Origin of the sequence: Sphaerothrix gracilis Ecp01, from assembly GCF_030405905.1 — a bacterium.
Lineage (GTDB): Bacteria > Cyanobacteriota > Cyanobacteriia > Phormidesmidales > Phormidesmidaceae > Sphaerothrix > Sphaerothrix gracilis.
In genome coordinates this window covers 204984-222695 of sequence record NZ_JASATW010000002.1, presented here as the reverse complement: position 1 = coordinate 222695, position 17712 = coordinate 204984, and the positions used below count along the sequence as shown (strand labels likewise).

Below are 17712 nucleotides of genomic sequence, written 5' to 3'. Positions count from 1 at the left end.
TAAAGCCAGTTCTTAACGTGATGTGAGCAATGCTGTGATTTCGTCAGACTTTCTAGAAGCGATCGCCCAGGAACACCATCTCTCCAAGGCCGAGCAGGAGGTGCTGGTTTTAGCGATGCAGGGAAAGCCGACAGCGGCGATCGCGGCAGAAATTGGCATTAGCGGCGATGCCGTCCGTAAGCGACTGAGCGAGGTCTATCAGAAATTTCAGATTAGCGGTCGCGGCCCGGTCAAGCTCACACGACTGCAGCAGCTATTGGTTTCTCGCTATCAGGCTGAGGGGCAGTCACCGGCGGTATCGCCGCCTATTTCGGCGAGCGGCCCTATAAAAGTTCAGCTCACCCAAACTGTCCCCGCCCATCACTGGGGCGAAGCGCCCGACAGCGGCGTGTTTTATGGGCGAGGGACGGAACTGGCTCAGCTACAGCAGTGGCTGCTGCAAGAACAGTGCCGACTGGTAATCGTGCTGGGCATGGCGGGGATAGGTAAAACGGCGCTGGCGGTGAAGCTGGCGCGGCAGATTGCCGCTGAGTTTGAGGCTGTGATCTGGCTGTCGCTGCGACAGGCTCCGGTGTTATCGACACTCTTGGAGCAGGTTGCTGAAATTTTGACAGATTCTGGCTCACATAACGGTAAAACTCCGAAGCCCCTAGAAGCCCAAATATCAGATTTGCTCGATTACTGCCGCGCTCACCGCTGTCTGCTGGTCTTAGATGGGGCCGAGTCGATTTTGCAGAGCGGTCGTTTGGCCGGAATTTACCGTGAGGGCTATGAAGATTACGGTGAGTTGTTTAAGCGGCTGGGTCAGGAACCGCATCAGAGCAGCGTGTTAATTACTAGCCAGGAAAAGCCCGCCGAAATCTCACTTTTAGAAGGAGAAACCTCACCTGTGCGATCGCTCACTTTGAAAGGACTCACTGCAGCCGAAGCCCAGCACCTGCTGACAGAAAAGGGCCTCAGCGGCGACACCCAAAAGTGGAACGATCTGATTCGCGGCTATCGGGGCAATCCCTTCATGCTCAAGATGGTGGCTACGACCATCCGAGAAGTCTTTGACGGTAACGTCACCGCTTTTCTGAAAACGACTCTATTTACCCATGACATCAGCGACTATCTAGAAGACATTCTGGCGCGGGTGTCGGATGTGGAAGCCGAGATTTTGCGGCAGATCGTGCAGCAGCAGCAGCCTCTCTCGTTAGACGAACTGATGACTGCCCTACCTGACTCCTCTCCTCAAGACCTGATTCAGGCGCTACAGTCGCTCAAGCAGCGATCGCTGTTAGAAACCTCGGAAGGCCGCTTCAATTTGCCCCCGGCAGTGCTGAGCGTCGTGGCTGAAGAAATGGAGGCTTGAGAACGGGCGATCGCAAAACTGTGGCTTACTACTGCATTAACCCTAAGTGCCAACAGCGCCAAAATCGAGAGACTGCCGAAACCTGTGCGGGATGCGGCGCAGCGTTATGGGTGGGCGATCGCTATCGGTTAGTTCGGCCCCTGCGATCGCTCCAGGAACCGGGGAATGCCGAGATCTTTGAGATCGAGGACTTGCTATGCCAGCCGCCTAACCAGGAATCGCCCGCAGCGCCAAACCGCAAAGTGCTCAAAGTTTCTAAGAAAAATAATTCGGTAGCGGTGGGCTTACTACAGCAGGAAGCTGAGGTGCTGAAAACCCTGAGTCATCCTGGTTTACCCCACATTCAGCCTGGGGATGGCTATTTTGTGTTCTCGCTGCCCCAGCGCAAGAAGCCGCTGCACTGCCTAGTGATGGAAAAGGTGCCGGGAGAAAATTTGAAAACGCTGGTTGAAAGAGAGGGGAGCATCAGCCCTGAGCAGGCCTGGTCTTGGCTACTCCAGCTCCTCGACATTCTCAATCATCTGCATCAGCACCGCTATCTCCACCGGGATATTAAGCCTTCTAACATCATGCTGCGACCGGATGGACAACTGGTGCTGATTGATTTTGGCGCGGTGCATGAGGTTTCCTATACGGTGATTGAGCGGCTGATGGGCAAAGATGTCACGGGGCTGGGCATTTTTTCACCGGGCTACACGGCGCCAGAACAGGTGACAGGCCGCACGGTGCCCCAGTCTGACCTGTACGCTCTAGGCCGGACGCTAGTATTTCTGCTCACTCAGGCGCACCCGCTAGATCTGGAGGTGAGCGAAAAAAACGGGGGACTGCTGTGGCGATTGCTGGCCCCGCAAGTGCCTAAACCGCTAGCGGACTGGCTCGACTACCTGATGGAACCGCTATTCTGGCAGCGTCCTCCCAATGCGGCGTTTGTGCTGGAGCAGCTGAAGGGGGGACTGGTGGCTCCGCCCGTGAAGCGATCGCCCGCGCCCAGTCCCCTCTGGATTAAGCTGCTGAATCTGGGTTTGTTTACTGTGCTGCTGGTGACGACCCTGTTCTGGTGGCAAGGTCATCGCGAGGCGCAGCAGCACAGTGTGCCCGAAGGCATTATTCAGCTAAATTGATGTCTAAGTAGTTTTGGTATAACCCGAAACACTAGCACATTAGAGCCTGCATGAGAACGAAATAGCTCTAATTTGTTAAACTAAAATTTAACAATCTCAGGATCAAATTCCTGTAAAAGAAAGCCTGCTGATGTAAAACATTGCGCAACTGAATAGAAGGAAATAGACGATGACGCAGCTATTACAAAAAACGGCTCAGCAGCTAGAGCAATCCTTATCCTCTGAGATCGAGCTGCTCTATATCAATAAGCTAGGGCAAGAACCAAGCCAGGTTGTTTGTCAATTCTTTGAAACGAAATTGGCAATTGTTTTGGAAGAATCTGTAACACATTTAGAACGGCTTTTAATTGAGGCCGATCAGCCCAAGACGGTTTACAACATGAGAGCGGCCTTGAACCAGTCGCTGCAGGTTCGCATTAGTCACCTGCTGGAAGAAATGGCTGGCGTCGCGGTTATTGACTGTTTGAGCAGTACTGCTTTTGAAAGCCGTACGACGGGTTTAATTATGGTGCTGCAAGATGCACCTGCGGTTAACAATCCGCACGTTATTCCCAAGTATAAAAGCCTGAAATCTAATCAGTAGAGCTGGTTGCTTCAGCCTCAGACAACTTCAGTCGCGTACCGCAGATTTAAGCAGTCTTACAAGCCCTAGACTATAAATATTTTTCTAGAATCTCGTTGAGATCTTCCAACATGTAGGGTTTGCAGAGATAGCCTATGAATCCAGCCGCCATAATTCGCCGCCGATCGCGATCGCTGGCCAAGGCTGTTACCGCTACAACCGGAATAGAGCGTGTTTGAGGATTACGCCTTAGTCCATTTACAATCTCAATACCGCTGATTTGCGGCAGCAAGATATCTAGTAGAATCAAATTGGGCTTGGCAACCGCCACTATCGTCAAGACTTGAGTGGGATCACTGGTAGATATACAGCGAAAGCCAAAAAGTTCAGCCGCACAGGTAATGAGGTGAAGACTGTCTAAATGATCATCAACTGCCAAAACCAACGGCTTTCCAAGACCCTGATCCAAAGCGGACACAGACGAATCAGATACTAAAGAATTTGAACTCATATCCACTCCGGAATCTGAAGGGGCATTGAACCACTTGCAAATTTTGAGCAGAAGCTGTTTGTTCAATGGCCTTGAGCACTGAACCCTGCTGGAATCTCGTTGCTGAATCAGGTTCCGTAGACTTGCCGTTTGGAAAAGCCTAGTGAGAAGCTGAAATCAGTATTGCTGATTATATCCTAAAATATTAACAAATGCTTAAGGGGTCTAGAGTAAGACAGGTAATTTCTTTGAGAAAAATTATCAATCGAGTTCAAGACCGCAAATAAAAAAAAGGAATTGACCTAAATCAATGCTTCTGGGTCTGCAAGTCAGTGCTGATCTAAAAAGCGTTTAACCCAAAGCTCCTCTATCCAAATCTTGCTGACGATAGCCAAAGGTAAAGCTAAAAGCAGACCGAGAAAGCCAAAGAATATTGTGAAGGTGATCTGGGAAAGTAGCGTCAGCGCAGGCAAGAGTGAAACCTGCTTCTCCATAACCAATGGCGTTAAAATATTGCTCTCGATTTGCTGAACTAAGATATAGAGAATGACAACGGCGATCGCTTTCCAAGGGGCATCTAATAGAGCGATCGCCACTGGCGGAATTACGCTCAAGACAGGGCCTACATTGGGGATAAAAGCCAACAGTCCGGCCAGCAGAGCATTTGCAAGTGCTAGCTTTACGCCTAGAATCAGCAGGCCGATACCGCTCAGGACAGCGATAACGCTCATATTAAAAATAATCCCTAAAAACCATCCTACAATTGCCGTTTCGCATTCACTTAAAATGTGATGGATTTTGGGCCGAAAAGAGCTAGGAAATAGGCGAGTGAATGTCTGCTGATAGGGTTCTGGATCCGCCAGCAGCATAATAGAGACTACTATAATTAGCAACAAGTTTAATATAATTGACAGAGTATTAGAAAAAACAGTATAGACTCTGCCAAACAGCATTCGCAAGTCGAGCGACTGCAGCTGCTGCAATAGACTGTTGAAGTCTTGTAGATTTTTAGTTAAAGCGCTTGGAAGAACGGTTTCTAAAGAAAAGAACCAAGACTGGATTCTACCAATAATGGTAGGAAATAGCTGAATAAAACTTTGGATTTGATCTACAAACGGCGGACCAATACCGCCAATCAAAATAGATAAAACAATTAGGAAGCTAGCAACCGCAATTAAAACAGATAAGCTTCTTCGATGCGTAACTCTCTCTAAACGGTAAACGAGCTGGTTGAGTACGGTAGCAATAATAACTGCGAAAAAAGTCAGCAGTAGGACTAGGCGAATTTCCCAAAGAATGTACAGCGCTAGAACTAAGGCAACTAAGGCCATCAAATCTTTTAACTTCAAAAGCTTAACTCTCTACTGATGCCTATAAAACAAAAAAGCTTAGCCTTGTCAGGTTATATCAAAATCAAAAAGTGAGCGGCCTTGGCCACTCACTTTTACGCCGAGTTAGGGCGTAGCAGTGCTGCAAGCTCAGCCATGACTAGCCGTCAGCTTCAGTCGGGCTGCCTTGAATCGCAGGATAGCGCTCTCCCAAGTAATTACCCAGGAAAGTGCTAGCCAAAGACAGAATTACCGGCCCAGCGATGATCGCCAGCAGACCGCTGACGCTAAATCCAGGTACCAGAACAGAAGACAGCCAGAAACAGATACCGTTGACGACAAGCGAAAACAGTCCGAAGCTCAAAATGTTCAGCGGCAAGGAAAGAACAGAGAGAATTGGCTTGATTAGTGAGTTGACAACGCCAATCGAGGCAGCAGCAATTAGAGCGGCAGGGAAAGTGGCAATGTTAACGCCAGGAACGACTAGGTCAACGATCAGCAGGCTCAGCGCTGTTACTAGTCCAGTTAATAAAAGTTTCAGCATAGATTTGTTTTACCTCAAAGCAGTGTTTAATTAGTTAGCTTAAAAATGAAGCTTTTCAGACAGCCAACGTCAGCTCGTCACATTAATAACAACTGACATAGCATCTAGCAAAGCAAACTTTCACTTCAATTGTCTAATTAGAACGCTGGATTAACCTCTCTCAAAGGGCAGATTCTTGCTCAGATTGCTGCTTTACATACGAATTTGAGCGCAAATCGGTAGGGTTTTCGAGAAAAATTGTATCAGACGCTATTTTTCTCGAAACATCCAGTAGGAAAGATGTTTAGGCCATAACCCAAGCCAAAGTAAATTTTTGTTAATGGCTTAAAATTCTCTTCCTGGTGATAGAGAAAGAAAGCCAGTTGCTTAGCTTATACTAATAATCAAAAGCAATTATTCTGGATAGTTAAAAGATGAAAATTTTACGATTTATTTTGGGTATTCTTGTGCCGCCCGTAGGTGTTTTTCTGACTTATGGAGTGAGTTCTACGCTGCTAATCAATATTCTACTGACGCTGCTGGCTTGGCTACCAGGTAGTATTCATGCTGTTTGGGCGATCGCCAAGCACTACGAAAAAGCGGGCGAAGGCGCTTACTAGAGATACTCTCTCCACAATTTTTTCTAGTTTTGCGGGCTTGAAAGCTGCATCTGCCTCCCTCCTGCGAGGGAAGTGGGTGTAGCATTTCTTTTGTATAGTCCTTTCGTTGTTTTGAAGCGTTGAATATGGCAGCTTTATCCCCCTGGTGGCGCAGTTCAGTAATTAATCGGCGGGCCTGGGGTTGGGAAAACGATCATCAGGGAAATCAGCAAAACCGCTGGTGGAGCAATGCTGTCATTTATCAGATCAATCCCTGGAGCTATCAGGATACAAATGGAGATGGTATTGGCGATCTGCAGGGCATTATTTCGCGTTTGGATTATGTGGCGGCTTTGGGCGTAGATGCCATCTGGCTCAGTCCCATCTACAAATCACCGATGAAAGATATGGGATACGATATCTGCGACATGCGAGCGATCGATTCCCAGTTTGGGACTCTGGCAGATTTTGACCAGCTAGTTGAATTAGCTCATAGCTTAGATCTCAAAGTCATTGTTGATCAGGTACTCAACCACACCTCCGACCAGCATCCTTGGTTTGTGGAAAGCCAGCAGAGCCGTGATAATCGCAAGGCTGACTGGTATGTCTGGGCGGATGCCCAGGCTGACGGTTCACCCCCTAATAACTGGCGCTCTGCCATTACCGGCGAAAGTGCCTGGGCTTGGTCCGAGTCACGCCAGCAGTTCTATCTTCACAACTTTCTCGCAGATCAGCCCGACCTGAATTGGAATAATCCTGAAACGGTGGACGCCATTCTTGACAACGTCAGATTTTGGCTGGAACGGGGAGTTGATGGCCTGCGATTGGATGCAGTCAACTTCTACATTCACGATCCCGAACTGCGAGACAATCCGCCTCGCTCTGAAGACATGCCCTTGCCTGATGGCGTTCCCGCAGGGCATCCGCTGGCGGAACAAGTGTTAAAGTACAGCTTTTGCCATGACTGTAATATCGAGGCGATCGCTCGAATTCGCCGCTTAGTCAACGAATATCCCGACGTGATGACCCTGGGTGAAATTGCCATCAGCGAAGATTCCGTTAAGCTGGCAGGCGACTATGTCAAAGCGGACGAAGGATTGCATCTGGCCTATCACACGGGTTTACTAGCCGATAAACCGCTGACAGCACCGCTGCTGCATCAGTTAATCAACCATGTGCAAGAAAATTTTGCCACAGGTAGTACCTGCTGGATTGTAGGCAATCACGACTACGGCAGACTCAAGTCTCGCTGGTGCTGCCAGGGCGGTCAGCCCTACCCCGATGCGTTCTATCACATGGTGGCGGCGCTGCTGCTGACTCTGCCCGGTGCCTTTTGCCTATATCAGGGAGACGAGTTAGGGCTAACGACCGCAGATATTCCTGAAGACATCTCGCCGGAGCAGCTTAGAGATCCGATGGGACAGACGTTCTATCCTGATATCAAAGGCCGCGATCCTTCCCGAACGCCAATGCCCTGGCAGGCTGAAGCCCTCAATGCCGGCTTCACAACGGCTAAAGCACCCTGGCTGCCCATTCCTCAAGCGCACTACTCGATGAGCGTCGATCGCGAGGCTGTCGATTCCACCTCTTTGCTCAATACTTGGCGACGCCTGCTCTATTGGCGCCAAAAGCAGCCCGCTTTGCAGGCCGGAAACTTTTGTTGGCGAGAGAGTGACGAAAAGATCGTGGCCTTTGTGCGTGAATATGCCGAGCAGTCCCTGCTTTGTCTGTTCAACCTGAGCGATCGCCCGGCGACTTACAAGCTACCAGCGGATACTACCTGTGAAGGTGTCTATCTGGGCTTTGAGTTCGATCGCCAGGGAGATACTGTTTATCTGCCCGCCTTCAGCGTTTACTTTGGTGAGCTACTGTAGAAAATTCTGCGTTTTGCGAGGCTTACAGGCTGACCTGACGTAAATTCTGGCGCGGATCAAACGATCGCTGGGCCTGAATTTTTTCGTACAGTTCCTTTTCAGAGGCGGTTAAATCCTTGGGCGCTACAATCAGCACCTTCACTAGCTGATCGCCCCGTCCTCCTTTGCGATTCGGCCAACCCTTACCGCGCAGTCGCAGGGACTGGCCAGAGCGAATGCCCGCTGGCACATTGACCGTAACCGGGCCATCCGGGGTAGGCACCTCAATCTTGGCGCCCAAAACGGCCTCATCCGGCGCAATCGGCACTTCACAGGTCAGCTTGTCCCCTTCAAACTGGAAAAAGCTATGGGGCAGCAGCTCGACGGTGAGATAAACATCGCCTCGCTGCTGAGTGCGCGGATCGTAGCTGCCCTTGCCCCGCAGCCGAATCTTAGTTCCTGGCTTGGCCCCCGGCGGAATTCTGACATCCACCACTTCGCTGCCAATGCGTAGCCGCTTCTGCGTGCCTTGAAAAGCTTCCCCCAAGCTCAAAGAAATATTGGCTTCCTGATCTAACGAAGCGCTAGAAGGTGCTCCCGCTGAGAACCCCCCGTCGAAACCAGAAAAGCCAGAACCAAAGCCAGTCGCACCGGGTGACGTCGTGCGATAGCTGTACTGACGCTGACTGCCCGTGGAGCCACCTGTCCCCATACGGCCCAGCAGCTCACTAATAAATTCTTCAAAGCTGCCGTAAGCGCCAAAGTCAAACCCGCCAAAGTCGCTAGGCGTGCCTTGATAGCCCGCCTGTCCCCCAGCCTGTTTCCAATACTGGCCAAACTGGTCGTACTTGCGGCGCTTATCAGTGTCGGATAAAACTTCGTAGGCTTCGCTGACTTCTTTAAACTTGGCCTCTGCTGCCTTGTCCCCCGGATTCACGTCGGGGTGATATTTACGAGCCAGCTTACGGTAGGCTCGCTTGATTTCATCGGCGCTGGCCGACTTATTTACGCCCAGAACGGCATAGTAGTCTTTGAAGTCAGTCGCAGCCATCGGCTGTCCTCCTCACCAAGTGATTCGCTGTTGGAACGCTTAAATCTTCGACTTAGCTAGTCAAGGTTTGTCGCCCCAGCCAGTTGTTCAGGGACACCAAACCTCGTAGATTTAGCCTAGCAAACAGATTCGGTAGTCGGGGTTCGGTTCTCTGGATGCGGCGATCGCAATTTTTTCCTTTCCCCTATCCCTCTGACGACAAGAAGATAGACTGCGATCGCGTGGATTGCCAGCCTGCGTGATAATCTGCTTAACAGAATGGCGGCAACTAGCAAGTATGGCTCAGCCCAAGATTATTGTTTTAGATGACGATCCTACCGGGTCGCAGACGGTTCATAGCTGTCTGCTACTGCTGCGCTGGGATGTGGAAACTCTCTGTTTAGGACTGCAGGATAGCTCTCCCATCTTTTTTGTGCTGACCAATACGCGGGCATTGCCTGCGACGGAGGCCAAGGCCGTCACCCGTGAAGTCTGCCAAAATCTGAAAAAAGCGATCGCCCAAACGGGCACCCAAGATTACCTCGTCGTCAGCCGCTCTGACTCCACCCTGCGAGGCCACTATCCGATTGAAACCGACGCGATCGCTGCCGAACTCGGGCCGTTTGATGCTCACTTTTTAGTGCCCGCCTTTTTTGAAGGAGGCCGCATCACCCGTGACAGCACCCACTATCTGCTCATAGACGGGGTTGAAACGCCTGTACACAAAACCGAGTTTGCTCAGGATTCCGTCTTTGGCTATCACCACAGCTATCTGCCAGACTACGTGGAAGAAAAAACTGAGGCAAGGATAGCCGCCGCTCAGGTGGAGCGGTTTTTGCTAGACGAGATGCGGCAGGGGACGGGCGATCGCCTCATGCAGCTCTCAGGGAATGTCTGCGTCGCTGTTGACGGCGAAACCCAAGCCGACCTGGACCGCTTTGCCCAAGACCTGTTAGCTGCCGCTGCCCAGGGCAAAAAGTTTTTGTTTCGCAGTGCGGCCAGCATTTTAACCGCGCTAGCAAATCTGCCGCCCCAGCCTGTGGATGCTGCCGACATGGCAACCTATCGCCGCAGCGGGCAGCCCGGAATTGTGCTGGTGGGTTCCCACGTCCAAAAAACCACCCAGCAGCTAGGGCCGCTATTGGCTGCTCCCCATGTGGTCGGCATTGAGGTGGATGTGGTATGCCTTAGTCAAGATCCACAGCAGTATGGGCAGATTTTACAGGACGTAGTCGCGGCGATCGCCGCTGCCTACCAGCAGGGCAAAACAGCCGTTGTCTATACCAGCCGCGAAGAACTCACCTTCGACAATATTCAGGCTCGCCTAGCTTTTGGCGCTCAGGTATCTGCGCTGCTGATGGACATTCTGCGTGGCTGTCCGGCAGACATTAGCTTTCTGATTAGCAAAGGCGGCATTACCTCCAACGACACCCTCAGCCAAGGGCTGGCTTTGCGAACCGCCCGGCTGCTAGGCCAAATTTTGCCCGGTGTCTCCATTGTCCGGACCCCACCCGAACACGCCCGGTGGCCCAACCTGCCCGTTGTGCTCTTCCCCGGCAACGTCGGAGACGACCAAGCCCTTGCCACCGTCTATCAGCGTCTTAGCGGGCAAACCGCCTGACTTTCTCTCCCAACCCTGCCGTCACTCACTCCTCACCCCTCCTTCCCATGAACCGTCAAGTCATCCACACCGATCAGGCTCCCGCTCCCGTTGGCCCTTACAATCAGGCGATCGCTGCCTCCGGTCAGCTCATTTTCGTTGCCGGACAGATTCCCCTCAGTCCGCAGACGGGAGAAATTGTCGGGGCCGGAGACGTGGAGGCGCAAACCCAGCAGGCGATCGCTAATATGACAGCTATTTTGCAAGCGGCTTCTGCGAACTTAGAAAACGTGGTAAAGACCACTATTTTTCTCAAGGACATGAACGACTTTGGCAAGGTCAATGGCGTCTATGCCCAATACTTTGAGGGGGATACGGCTCCGGCGCGGGCCTGCGTCGAGGTAGCTCGCTTACCTAAAGATGTTTTAGTCGAAATTGAATGTATTGCGGTGATATAGATAAAGCTAGGGGTTTAGTTTGCAAAAACTTTCCAACCGCAACAGTCGTCAGGCAAAAGTAGGCGATCGTCTGGCGATTAAAGATACTTGAGCAGCCGCTCCAGGCTGGCATTGGCATCTAAAAATGAAAATAGATGACGATAGACAATGTAGCCCTGTGAATTCAACACAAACTGGGCCGGTAAGGGTGCCCCTAGAGCCTGCCCGGTGCCGTACTGGCGAAAGACCTGACAGCTAGGATTGCTCAACAAAGGCACTTCTAAACCTAAATCCTGCTGCACAATCTGGCTTTGACGGTTATCAGTGCTGGTAATCATTAAAACAGCCGCCCCTTTAGCCTGCAGCCGTTTGTAAGCCTTGTTGAGCGCCACAATATGGGGAAAGCACAGGGGGCAGTACTGATTCTCCGTAAAGATACGGGTAAAAGCTAAGACCACAGGCTGCCGGCCCCAATAGTCTGACAGGGTCAGCATCTCTTGAGACTGGACATGCAGCAGGTGAAAATCAGGAGCGCGATCGCCGATCGCCAAAGAGCTGTGGGCTGGAATCGGCAAAAAGTTTTTGAAAAATCGCTGATTGATTAGGCCGCTAAAATCTGTAGAGGTCAGCATAAATTCCGGTTGGGACTCAGCATATCAGCACTTTAAAGCAAAGAGGTTCTGAAAATCACTGCCTCTAAAGCAGATCATGACAGAACCCCAGTCATGCTTATCCGTAGCTAGTCTCAGCTAGACGGCGGCGAAAAACTCTCTAGACTTGACCGGGTCGGGATTCATCGTCTTTTCACCGGGCTGCCAGCCAGCAGGGCATACCTCGTCTGGATGAGACTGCACATACTGAACTGCCTGCAGCACGCGCAGCGTTTCATCTACGTTGCGCCCAAAGGAAAGGTTGTTGATGGTTGAATGCTGCACAATACCGTCTTTGTCGATGATGAACAGTCCCCGCAGGGCCACCCCGGCATCTGGATCCAGCACATTGTAGGCGCTGCTAATTTCTTTTTTGATGTCAGAAACCAGTGGATACTCCAGATCGCCAACTCCCCCCGCCTTGCGCTCGGTTTGAATCCAGGCTAGGTGCGAAAACTCGCTATCTACTGAAACGCCTAAAATCTCAGTATTGATGTCTTTGAACTCACCGTGGCGATCGCTGAAAGCCGTAATTTCAGTCGGACAAACAAAAGTAAAATCGAGCGGATAGAAGAACAGAACAACGTACTTACCGCGATAGTCGGACAGTTTGATTGTTTTAAATTCCTGATCGACTACAGCAGTTGCCGTGAAGTCAGGAGCTTCTTGGCCGACACGTAGGCAACCGTCTGCCTGATAAGTCATGAGTTCACTCTCCTAGAATACTTGCGTCTCAATAGGGGATTAACCAAGCTGGATTGTCTTAGCAGGCTATATCACCAGAAGACAAAAAAGTTAACATTTGCTCTTTAGAGCATATCATACTCGTAATGATTTCGCCTTCAGGGAGATTAGCTGCTCCTTCAGGGCTGCAGCTATACAAGAGGCAAACGCTTATTTCATAAATGGCTCAGGCGTGATTTGAACACGCGACCAAGGGCTTATGAGTCCCCTGCTCTACCACTGAGCTACTGAGCCAAATAATACGTGACCGATCAATAAAGGCCTGAACCAATCACACAGTTTTAAAATTTAGCATAAAAGCAGACGCTTAAATGCCGGAATCCGAGAAAAAAGCCTGTTTTTGTCCAATCGCTGCCATTTGGAAAAAACATCCCAAGATGCCTCAGCCATAGAACGGCTAGAGAACATCTTGAGACGTAGCGGAGACAAACTTAAGCCTATCGATTAGGCAAATAGGCCATTGGATTGACGGTGCCTTGGCCCGGCAGATGAATCTCAAAGTGCAGGTGAGGTCCGGTGCTGTAGCCAGTACTACCCATTTCAGCAATTTGCTGACCTTGAGCTACTTGCTGACCAGCAGCCACGATCAGACGGCTATTGTGGGCATAGCGAGTCATGCTGCCGTCAGGATGGCGAATCTCAACCAGGTTGCCGTAGCCGCCAGAGTTCCAGCCGGAACGCTCAACTACGCCGGGGGCCGCCGCCATGATAGGGGTACCAACGGGGCCAGCCACATCAACACCTCGGTGCATTCTGCCCCAACGCCAACCGTAGCCAGAGGTTAAAACCCCTGTTGTCGGCCAAGCATAGCCGTTAAAGTGGTTGGGCGCTTCTGGCAAGAATTCATCAGCCGCTGGCAGGGCGGGCATAGCCGGAGACACGACCCGCCCTGTCGGCGTGGGGTTAATGGGGGCATAGGCTTCAGACCCTAAGGGCGCAGCCGCGAAAAGCTGTGCTTGCTCAGCCTGGGGCAGTGAAGACGGAAATGAGGACGCTTCCGGCTCTGTAGTTTGAGTGCTGAACTCAGGATTGAGCGGCACAACTGCGCGAGTCGGAGACTCAACGCCACCTAAAGCGACTTCGGTTGTTTCAGGCTGCGCGGACTCTGGCGCTGCTTGCAGTTGACGAGTAGCTTCGACATCAGCTAGCAGATTGGAGACATAGGGATCACTCGTCTCGACGGCTAGCTCTGTGGTCAATTCAGCTGTTGCTGCAGCAGTGGTTTCTGTGGTAGCAGCGGCTGCCGCTACTTCGGCCACCGAAGGTTGACGCTGTAGCTTACCTAGCACTTCAGCTGGATCAACACGGCGCACAACCGTTGCCTGTAGGCGGGCGAGTCTTGGCTCTGCCTCATCGGTTGTTGTGGCTTCAGGTTGAAACACCGAGGGAACAGCCGCCGTCAGGTCAGATGAGGTATTCAGGCTAACCCGGGGCACCGCTAAAACGCTGCCTGCAACAATGAAGTTTGGATCGGCAATGCCGTTAAATCTAGCTAGCTCGGTAGCCGATATGTCGTAGCTTTCGGCAATTGAAGCGACCGTATCACCAGAGCGAACTTCATAAGTTTGAGCTGCTGTTGGCATAATTGCCACTGGTACGGGCAGCTCATCTGTCACCGCAGAAACCGCTGAGGTAGTTTCTGGGGTAGTTTCTGAAAAGGCTTCTAGATCAACCGACGAAGGCTGAGTAGGAACAGCAGCTAGGGGGTCGGCAGTTGGCTCTGATAGATTTTCGGCGCTGCGATCGCTTGCCTGGCTCTCAACCTCGGCTGGCAGCGGTAAGGAAGGACTAACAGAAAGCCGTTCAGCCTCATCTTCCGCAATTACAGCAGGCAGCGCCATATCCGGCTCCGCGGCCTCTATCACCGAGGAAACTGACTCTAAGCGACCAGGGTGCTTAGCAATCTCCTCACCACTGGTGGAAGCTTCCGCTGAGGCGGCGCTTTCTGAAGAAAACTTGGCAACAATAGGCTCTCCCGTCTGGACTCTGATCTCAGAGACAGGCTGAACCTCAGACTCTACCTGAGTTAACGCAGAACTCAGCTCATCCCGCTTTTGGTTAAGGTTCTGCAGCGAAGCTTCCTGCTGAACCTTGAGCTGCTCGTCCTGTTCGGCTGCAGCGCTCAGGACTTGAGCCTGGGAAAGCTGAGGTGCTTCGCCCGCTAGGGCAATCTCCAAAGTTGTCGGAGAAGAACTTGCTTCATTGGCTGGAACCCGTAAAACCTGGCCTACCTGTAGAACGGTATCCTGAGTAACGCCATTAGCCGACTCAATTGTCTCAACGTTCACCCCATGAATCTGGGCAATCTGCCAGAGGGTTTGCCCGGCTGCGACAGTGTGATACGCGGTAGCTTGGGGGGCAGCCATTGCCACTGCAGCGCTTAGTCCCGGTATCGATGCGATACGCAAGGCCAGCGGCGTGGTTGGAGTAGAGAGCTTGGCTGCAGGAACATCTGCCGCTGTCGCGTGATCTTGGCGAGGCAGCAGCGCTCCCGACGCCCCCATTGAGAGGGCTAGGCCAATCATGGCAGCAGATCTACGGACTCTGCGTTGGCTTCCTGTAACCCCTTGCCCCTCTTGCTCAAAAACTTTGCCCAAGCAGGGCGAATGATATGAGTCAGATACGGGTTCCTGTGGAAATGCTCGTTTCAAGGAACGACCTCCTAATGACCAGCGTTCAACTGTTGTTCGGATAACAATCTGGCTCAACTGAGCCATATGCACTACCAAAAATCAATTTTGGCGCATACTCTTGGCAAGGAAATGGCAAAACCGTTGTACTACGATTCTGACTAAGTAACATTACCTTGCTAGCCTAACTTAGGCAAGTTTACACGAGTTAACGAAAAATTCAATCCCCAACCCATTGCTGAATTTTGTTGAGTGGATTCGAGTCCGCAGTTTCAAAGAAGTTCAAGCTTTCTAAAAAAATAGACGGATTCTTTCACTTTATATATATGGGTTTAATTGAAGGAAGATGCTCCCCACTTGATTCCTGCAAGACCCACCAGCCAGCGCTTTGAGCATCTTGGACTTGACTCCAAAAGTAGTGACACTATCGCTAGCCCGTTTAGTTTACCCGTCAATCAAGGCTTTCCCAATGTAGACACATTGATAGCTTGAATTGAGCCTAAAAGCAGAAACTTCTTTCTAAACGGTTTTCAGGAAAACTTCCCAACTTCCGGAAGTCTATAGAAATTTCTTATGAAATTATTGCTTTTTTGGTATTGCTTATGACTACAAACTGTCTCCTCAGTTCTGTGCCGACTCTGCTGCAGATTAATGAACATATATAAATAGAGTGGTTAAGCCAGGCCAACAATGACACCCACTTAGTTAGTCAGTCTGTTTCTGGGAGACGGCTAAAGGAAAAAGTTGAAGCAGATCTATCTCAGACATTACTCTGGCTCAAGCGACAACTGATCGAGCTGGCGCAAAGACTCAAACAGCCCAATCGCTACGCTGACAGAGAGATTGAGGCTGCGGACTCTCTTCTCAGCCATCGGAATACGAGCAACCTGATGACAGCTGTGCAGAATCTCCTGAGCTAGTCCTTGAGTTTCGCTGCCGAATAGTAGCCAGTCAGTTGGCTCAAAACAGATACGAGTATAGCTGCATCGTCCTGAAGTGCTGAAACCAATCCAGCGTCCGGGCGCTTGCTGCTGGCAATAGCCTGTAAAGGCCGCGAAAGAACTGTGAGTTTTTAAGTTCACATAGGGCCAATAATCCAGCCCGGCCCGCTTCAGGTAGCGATCGCTGAGATCAAAGCCTAAGGGGCCTACCAGATGTAGCTCCGTGCCGGTAGCGGCACAGGTTCGCGCAATATTGCCTGTATTAGGCGGAATTAGAGGATTAACTAGAACAACTTTGGGCATTCCAACGGCAGTCTGTATCAAAGGGGAGCAAGACGAAGACAGGCGACAGACAGATTTGTTTCCTTAAAGACATCTATCAGGATTCGCTATCGATCGCAGTTTAAAGCAGAATCATGCTGCTTTAGGTGACTAGCGCCTATCTAGAGGCGGTACGGAAGCTGATCGCAGTCATCGCGGCTGAGCACAGTTCCATCAGCGCTGGGAAGGGACTCATCAGTCCTTCAGTTTTTTAGGCGGCAACAGGCTGGCAGAGCAGATCGGTTTCTAAAGCGCCTTCCTGCTGTTCAGTGGCCGCGATCGCCTGCTTGAGAATTGTCTGACAGTCTTGTCCTCGGTTGTATTGCTCAATCCACTGCTGGGCTTCATTGCCCTGGCGCAGGATTTTTTTCAGGGGCAGCAAGAAGCAGGCAATTCCCTGCTGCTTGGCCATCGGCCACACTTGTTCGTAGAGTTCTCGAATCCAGTCGGCCGCTAAGATCTTTTGGCCGCTCTGCCAGTGGCGTAGCTCAGCTTCTAGACTGCGGTGGGCGGCAGCAGTTTCGTTGCTGTCTGTGATTTCGATTAGGGTTTGGGCGCGATCGCGCTCAGGGAGCTGGCTCTGAGTTAAAGGATCTAGGCTCGGATCTGCCATGAGCTGCAGCAGCCGGGCCTCTAACAAAGCGGTTACGGCTAAAAGGGAGATTGGATCGACTACCAGGTCGCAAATTCTCAGCTCTAAGCGATTGAGATTATAGGGACGGCGATCGCCGTTGGGGCGCACCGAACTCCAAAGGTGCCTGACATTTTTCATGCCACCGCTGGCAAGCTGTTCTTCCGTCCAGCGGACGAAGTGAGCGTGGCTTTCAAACAGGGGGACTTGAGGCGGCGTTTTAGGGAATACGTGCCAGCGGGTGGAGTGATGCCCGGTGGGGCGTCCCAGCAGAAAAGGGGAAGAGGCAGTCAGTGCCAGATAGAGGGGAGCCTCTACCCGCACCAGACGGCAGGCTCGCATGAGGACGTCTAGATCAGCAATGCCGATATTGATATGGATGCTGGCTGTAACGACCTTGGTGCCGTAGGTGTGCTCAATGTAGGTGTGATAAGGATTGCTGGGGTCAGAGCGATAAAAGCGATCGCTGCCGCCCAAAGATAAGGTGCTGCCCGGAATCAGAGTATAGTCTCCAAGCTGCTGCAGATAGGCTCTCAGCCGCTGCCGGGGTCTAACCAGGGCGCAGAGAAGCTGCTCATACTGATACAGAGGGGCCGTTGTGTACTCGACATTGCGGCTGTCAGGTTCGCGTACAAATCCGTCCAAGTCGCTGACGATGCGATCTGAGAGTCCCACCACTTCCCCGGCAGGTGTCCCAGTATAGATCTCAACTTCAAACCCTTTAGAGAGCAGCACGTTTGGCCTCAGCTTAGCAACAGAATCCGCATGTAAAATGCGCTTCCACCTCATAGTATCGGGGAATGATCGGCAGATTCTATGCAATTTGAAAGAAATTGCTCCGCCTAGACCCATCTCTAGGGCAGGCATCAGACTGGGCTGCCGCGATCGCAGCAGCCCA

Annotated in this window: 16 protein-coding genes and 1 tRNA gene; 7 read left to right on the top strand and 10 right to left on the bottom strand. The window is 51.4% G+C overall.

Annotation, left to right across the window (positions count from 1 at the left end):
* Window positions 1-34: 34 nt before the first annotated feature.
* The 3 genes from QJQ48_RS02850 (at window position 35) to QJQ48_RS02840 (ending at window position 3058) form a co-directional block, all read left to right on the top strand.
* The gene (locus tag QJQ48_RS02850) at window positions 35-1354 is read left to right on the top strand and encodes a helix-turn-helix transcriptional regulator (RefSeq protein ID WP_346289670.1); all 1320 of its coding nucleotides are present in this window, start codon (window positions 35-37) and stop codon (window positions 1352-1354) included.
* On the top strand, window positions 1351-2475 hold the full coding sequence (locus QJQ48_RS02845) for a serine/threonine protein kinase (protein WP_346289669.1): 1125 nt from the start codon (window positions 1351-1353) through the stop codon (window positions 2473-2475). Before QJQ48_RS02850 ends, QJQ48_RS02845 begins: the two co-directional genes overlap by 4 nt.
* A 169-nt stretch (window positions 2476-2644) precedes the next feature.
* The gene (locus tag QJQ48_RS02840; protein WP_346289668.1) at window positions 2645-3058 is read left to right on the top strand and encodes a Na-translocating system protein MpsC family protein; all 414 of its coding nucleotides are present in this window, start codon (window positions 2645-2647) and stop codon (window positions 3056-3058) included.
* Window positions 3059-3128: 70 nt separating this feature from the next.
* Here QJQ48_RS02840 and QJQ48_RS02835 read toward each other — a convergent pair whose 3' ends face one another.
* From QJQ48_RS02835 to QJQ48_RS02825, 3 genes are all read right to left on the bottom strand, one after another.
* Entirely contained in the window at window positions 3129-3548 is a 420-nt protein-coding gene (locus QJQ48_RS02835) for a response regulator (protein WP_346289667.1), read from the bottom strand.
* 308 nt (window positions 3549-3856) lie between these two features.
* Window positions 3857-4876 (bottom strand): AI-2E family transporter, encoded by a 1020-nt coding sequence (locus QJQ48_RS02830; RefSeq protein WP_346289666.1) that lies wholly within the window; start codon window positions 4874-4876, stop codon window positions 3857-3859.
* Between the two features lie 139 nt (window positions 4877-5015).
* The gene (locus QJQ48_RS02825) at window positions 5016-5399 is read right to left on the bottom strand and encodes a phage holin family protein (RefSeq protein WP_346289665.1); all 384 of its coding nucleotides are present in this window, start codon (window positions 5397-5399) and stop codon (window positions 5016-5018) included.
* 413 nt (window positions 5400-5812) lie between these two features.
* On the opposite strand from QJQ48_RS02825, the gene QJQ48_RS02820 reads away from it, so the two are divergent.
* Window positions 5813-5998 carry a YqaE/Pmp3 family membrane protein gene (locus QJQ48_RS02820; RefSeq protein WP_346289664.1) on the top strand — a complete coding sequence of 62 codons (186 nt, stop codon included), beginning with the start codon at window positions 5813-5815 and terminating at the stop codon, window positions 5996-5998.
* A gap of 125 nt (window positions 5999-6123) precedes the next feature.
* Window positions 6124-7851, top strand: a complete 1728-nt coding sequence (locus QJQ48_RS02815; protein ID WP_346289663.1) for an alpha-glucosidase family protein — start codon at window positions 6124-6126, stop codon at window positions 7849-7851.
* A gap of 22 nt (window positions 7852-7873) precedes the next feature.
* On the opposite strand, the gene QJQ48_RS02810 is transcribed toward QJQ48_RS02815, so the two are convergent.
* Entirely contained in the window at window positions 7874-8881 is a 1008-nt protein-coding gene (locus QJQ48_RS02810; protein WP_346289662.1) for a DnaJ C-terminal domain-containing protein, read from the bottom strand.
* Window positions 8882-9158: 277 nt separating this feature from the next.
* Here QJQ48_RS02810 and QJQ48_RS02805 point away from each other — a divergent pair, with 277 nt between their 5' ends.
* Together QJQ48_RS02805 and QJQ48_RS02800 are read left to right on the top strand one after the other, a co-directional pair.
* Entirely contained in the window at window positions 9159-10481 is a 1323-nt protein-coding gene (locus tag QJQ48_RS02805; protein WP_346289661.1) for a four-carbon acid sugar kinase family protein, read from the top strand.
* Between the two features lie 47 nt (window positions 10482-10528).
* Window positions 10529-10918 (top strand): RidA family protein, encoded by a 390-nt coding sequence (locus QJQ48_RS02800; RefSeq protein WP_346289660.1) that lies wholly within the window; start codon window positions 10529-10531, stop codon window positions 10916-10918.
* A 77-nt stretch (window positions 10919-10995) separates the two neighbouring features.
* Here QJQ48_RS02800 and QJQ48_RS02795 read toward each other — a convergent pair whose 3' ends face one another.
* The 6 genes from QJQ48_RS02795 to gshA form a co-directional block, all read right to left on the bottom strand.
* Entirely contained in the window at window positions 10996-11529 is a 534-nt protein-coding gene (locus QJQ48_RS02795) for a peroxiredoxin family protein (protein WP_346289659.1), read from the bottom strand.
* Between the two features lie 117 nt (window positions 11530-11646).
* Window positions 11647-12252 (bottom strand): peroxiredoxin, encoded by a 606-nt coding sequence (locus QJQ48_RS02790; protein ID WP_346289658.1) that lies wholly within the window; start codon window positions 12250-12252, stop codon window positions 11647-11649.
* A gap of 201 nt (window positions 12253-12453) precedes the next feature.
* A tRNA-Met gene (locus QJQ48_RS02785) sits at window positions 12454-12525 on the bottom strand.
* A 203-nt stretch (window positions 12526-12728) separates the two neighbouring features.
* The gene (locus QJQ48_RS02780; protein WP_346289657.1) at window positions 12729-14816 is read right to left on the bottom strand and encodes a peptidoglycan DD-metalloendopeptidase family protein; all 2088 of its coding nucleotides are present in this window, start codon (window positions 14814-14816) and stop codon (window positions 12729-12731) included.
* An 872-nt stretch (window positions 14817-15688) separates the two neighbouring features.
* Window positions 15689-16165, bottom strand: coding sequence for a tRNA (cytidine(34)-2'-O)-methyltransferase (locus QJQ48_RS02775; protein ID WP_346289656.1), 477 nt, complete (start codon window positions 16163-16165; stop codon window positions 15689-15691).
* Between the two features lie 229 nt (window positions 16166-16394).
* Complete coding sequence (gshA, locus tag QJQ48_RS02770) at window positions 16395-17549, bottom strand: glutamate--cysteine ligase (RefSeq protein WP_346289655.1); 1155 nt, start codon at window positions 17547-17549, stop codon at window positions 16395-16397.
* Window positions 17550-17712: the final 163 nt, after the last annotated feature.

What these genes read in the sequence shown, in the direction of transcription:
- QJQ48_RS02840 (WP_346289668.1), top strand. Translation starts at nt 2,645, where the DNA reads ATGACGCAGCTATTACAAAAAACGGCTCAGCAGCTAGAGCAATCCTTA.
- QJQ48_RS02835 (WP_346289667.1), bottom strand. Translation starts at nt 3,548, where the DNA reads ATGAGTTCAAATTCTTTAGTATCTGATTCGTCTGTGTCCGCTTTGGAT.
- QJQ48_RS02825 (WP_346289665.1), bottom strand. Translation starts at nt 5,399, where the DNA reads ATGCTGAAACTTTTATTAACTGGACTAGTAACAGCGCTGAGCCTGCTG.
- QJQ48_RS02820 (WP_346289664.1), top strand. Translation starts at nt 5,813, where the DNA reads ATGAAAATTTTACGATTTATTTTGGGTATTCTTGTGCCGCCCGTAGGT.
- QJQ48_RS02815 (WP_346289663.1), top strand. Translation starts at nt 6,124, where the DNA reads ATGGCAGCTTTATCCCCCTGGTGGCGCAGTTCAGTAATTAATCGGCGG.
- QJQ48_RS02810 (WP_346289662.1), bottom strand. Translation starts at nt 8,881, where the DNA reads ATGGCTGCGACTGACTTCAAAGACTACTATGCCGTTCTGGGCGTAAAT.
- QJQ48_RS02805 (WP_346289661.1), top strand. Translation starts at nt 9,159, where the DNA reads ATGGCTCAGCCCAAGATTATTGTTTTAGATGACGATCCTACCGGGTCG.
- QJQ48_RS02800 (WP_346289660.1), top strand. Translation starts at nt 10,529, where the DNA reads ATGAACCGTCAAGTCATCCACACCGATCAGGCTCCCGCTCCCGTTGGC.
- QJQ48_RS02795 (WP_346289659.1), bottom strand. Translation starts at nt 11,529, where the DNA reads ATGCTGACCTCTACAGATTTTAGCGGCCTAATCAATCAGCGATTTTTC.
- QJQ48_RS02790 (WP_346289658.1), bottom strand. Translation starts at nt 12,252, where the DNA reads ATGACTTATCAGGCAGACGGTTGCCTACGTGTCGGCCAAGAAGCTCCT.
- QJQ48_RS02780 (WP_346289657.1), bottom strand. Translation starts at nt 14,816, where the DNA reads ATGATTGGCCTAGCCCTCTCAATGGGGGCGTCGGGAGCGCTGCTGCCT.
- QJQ48_RS02775 (WP_346289656.1), bottom strand. Translation starts at nt 16,165, where the DNA reads ATGCCCAAAGTTGTTCTAGTTAATCCTCTAATTCCGCCTAATACAGGC.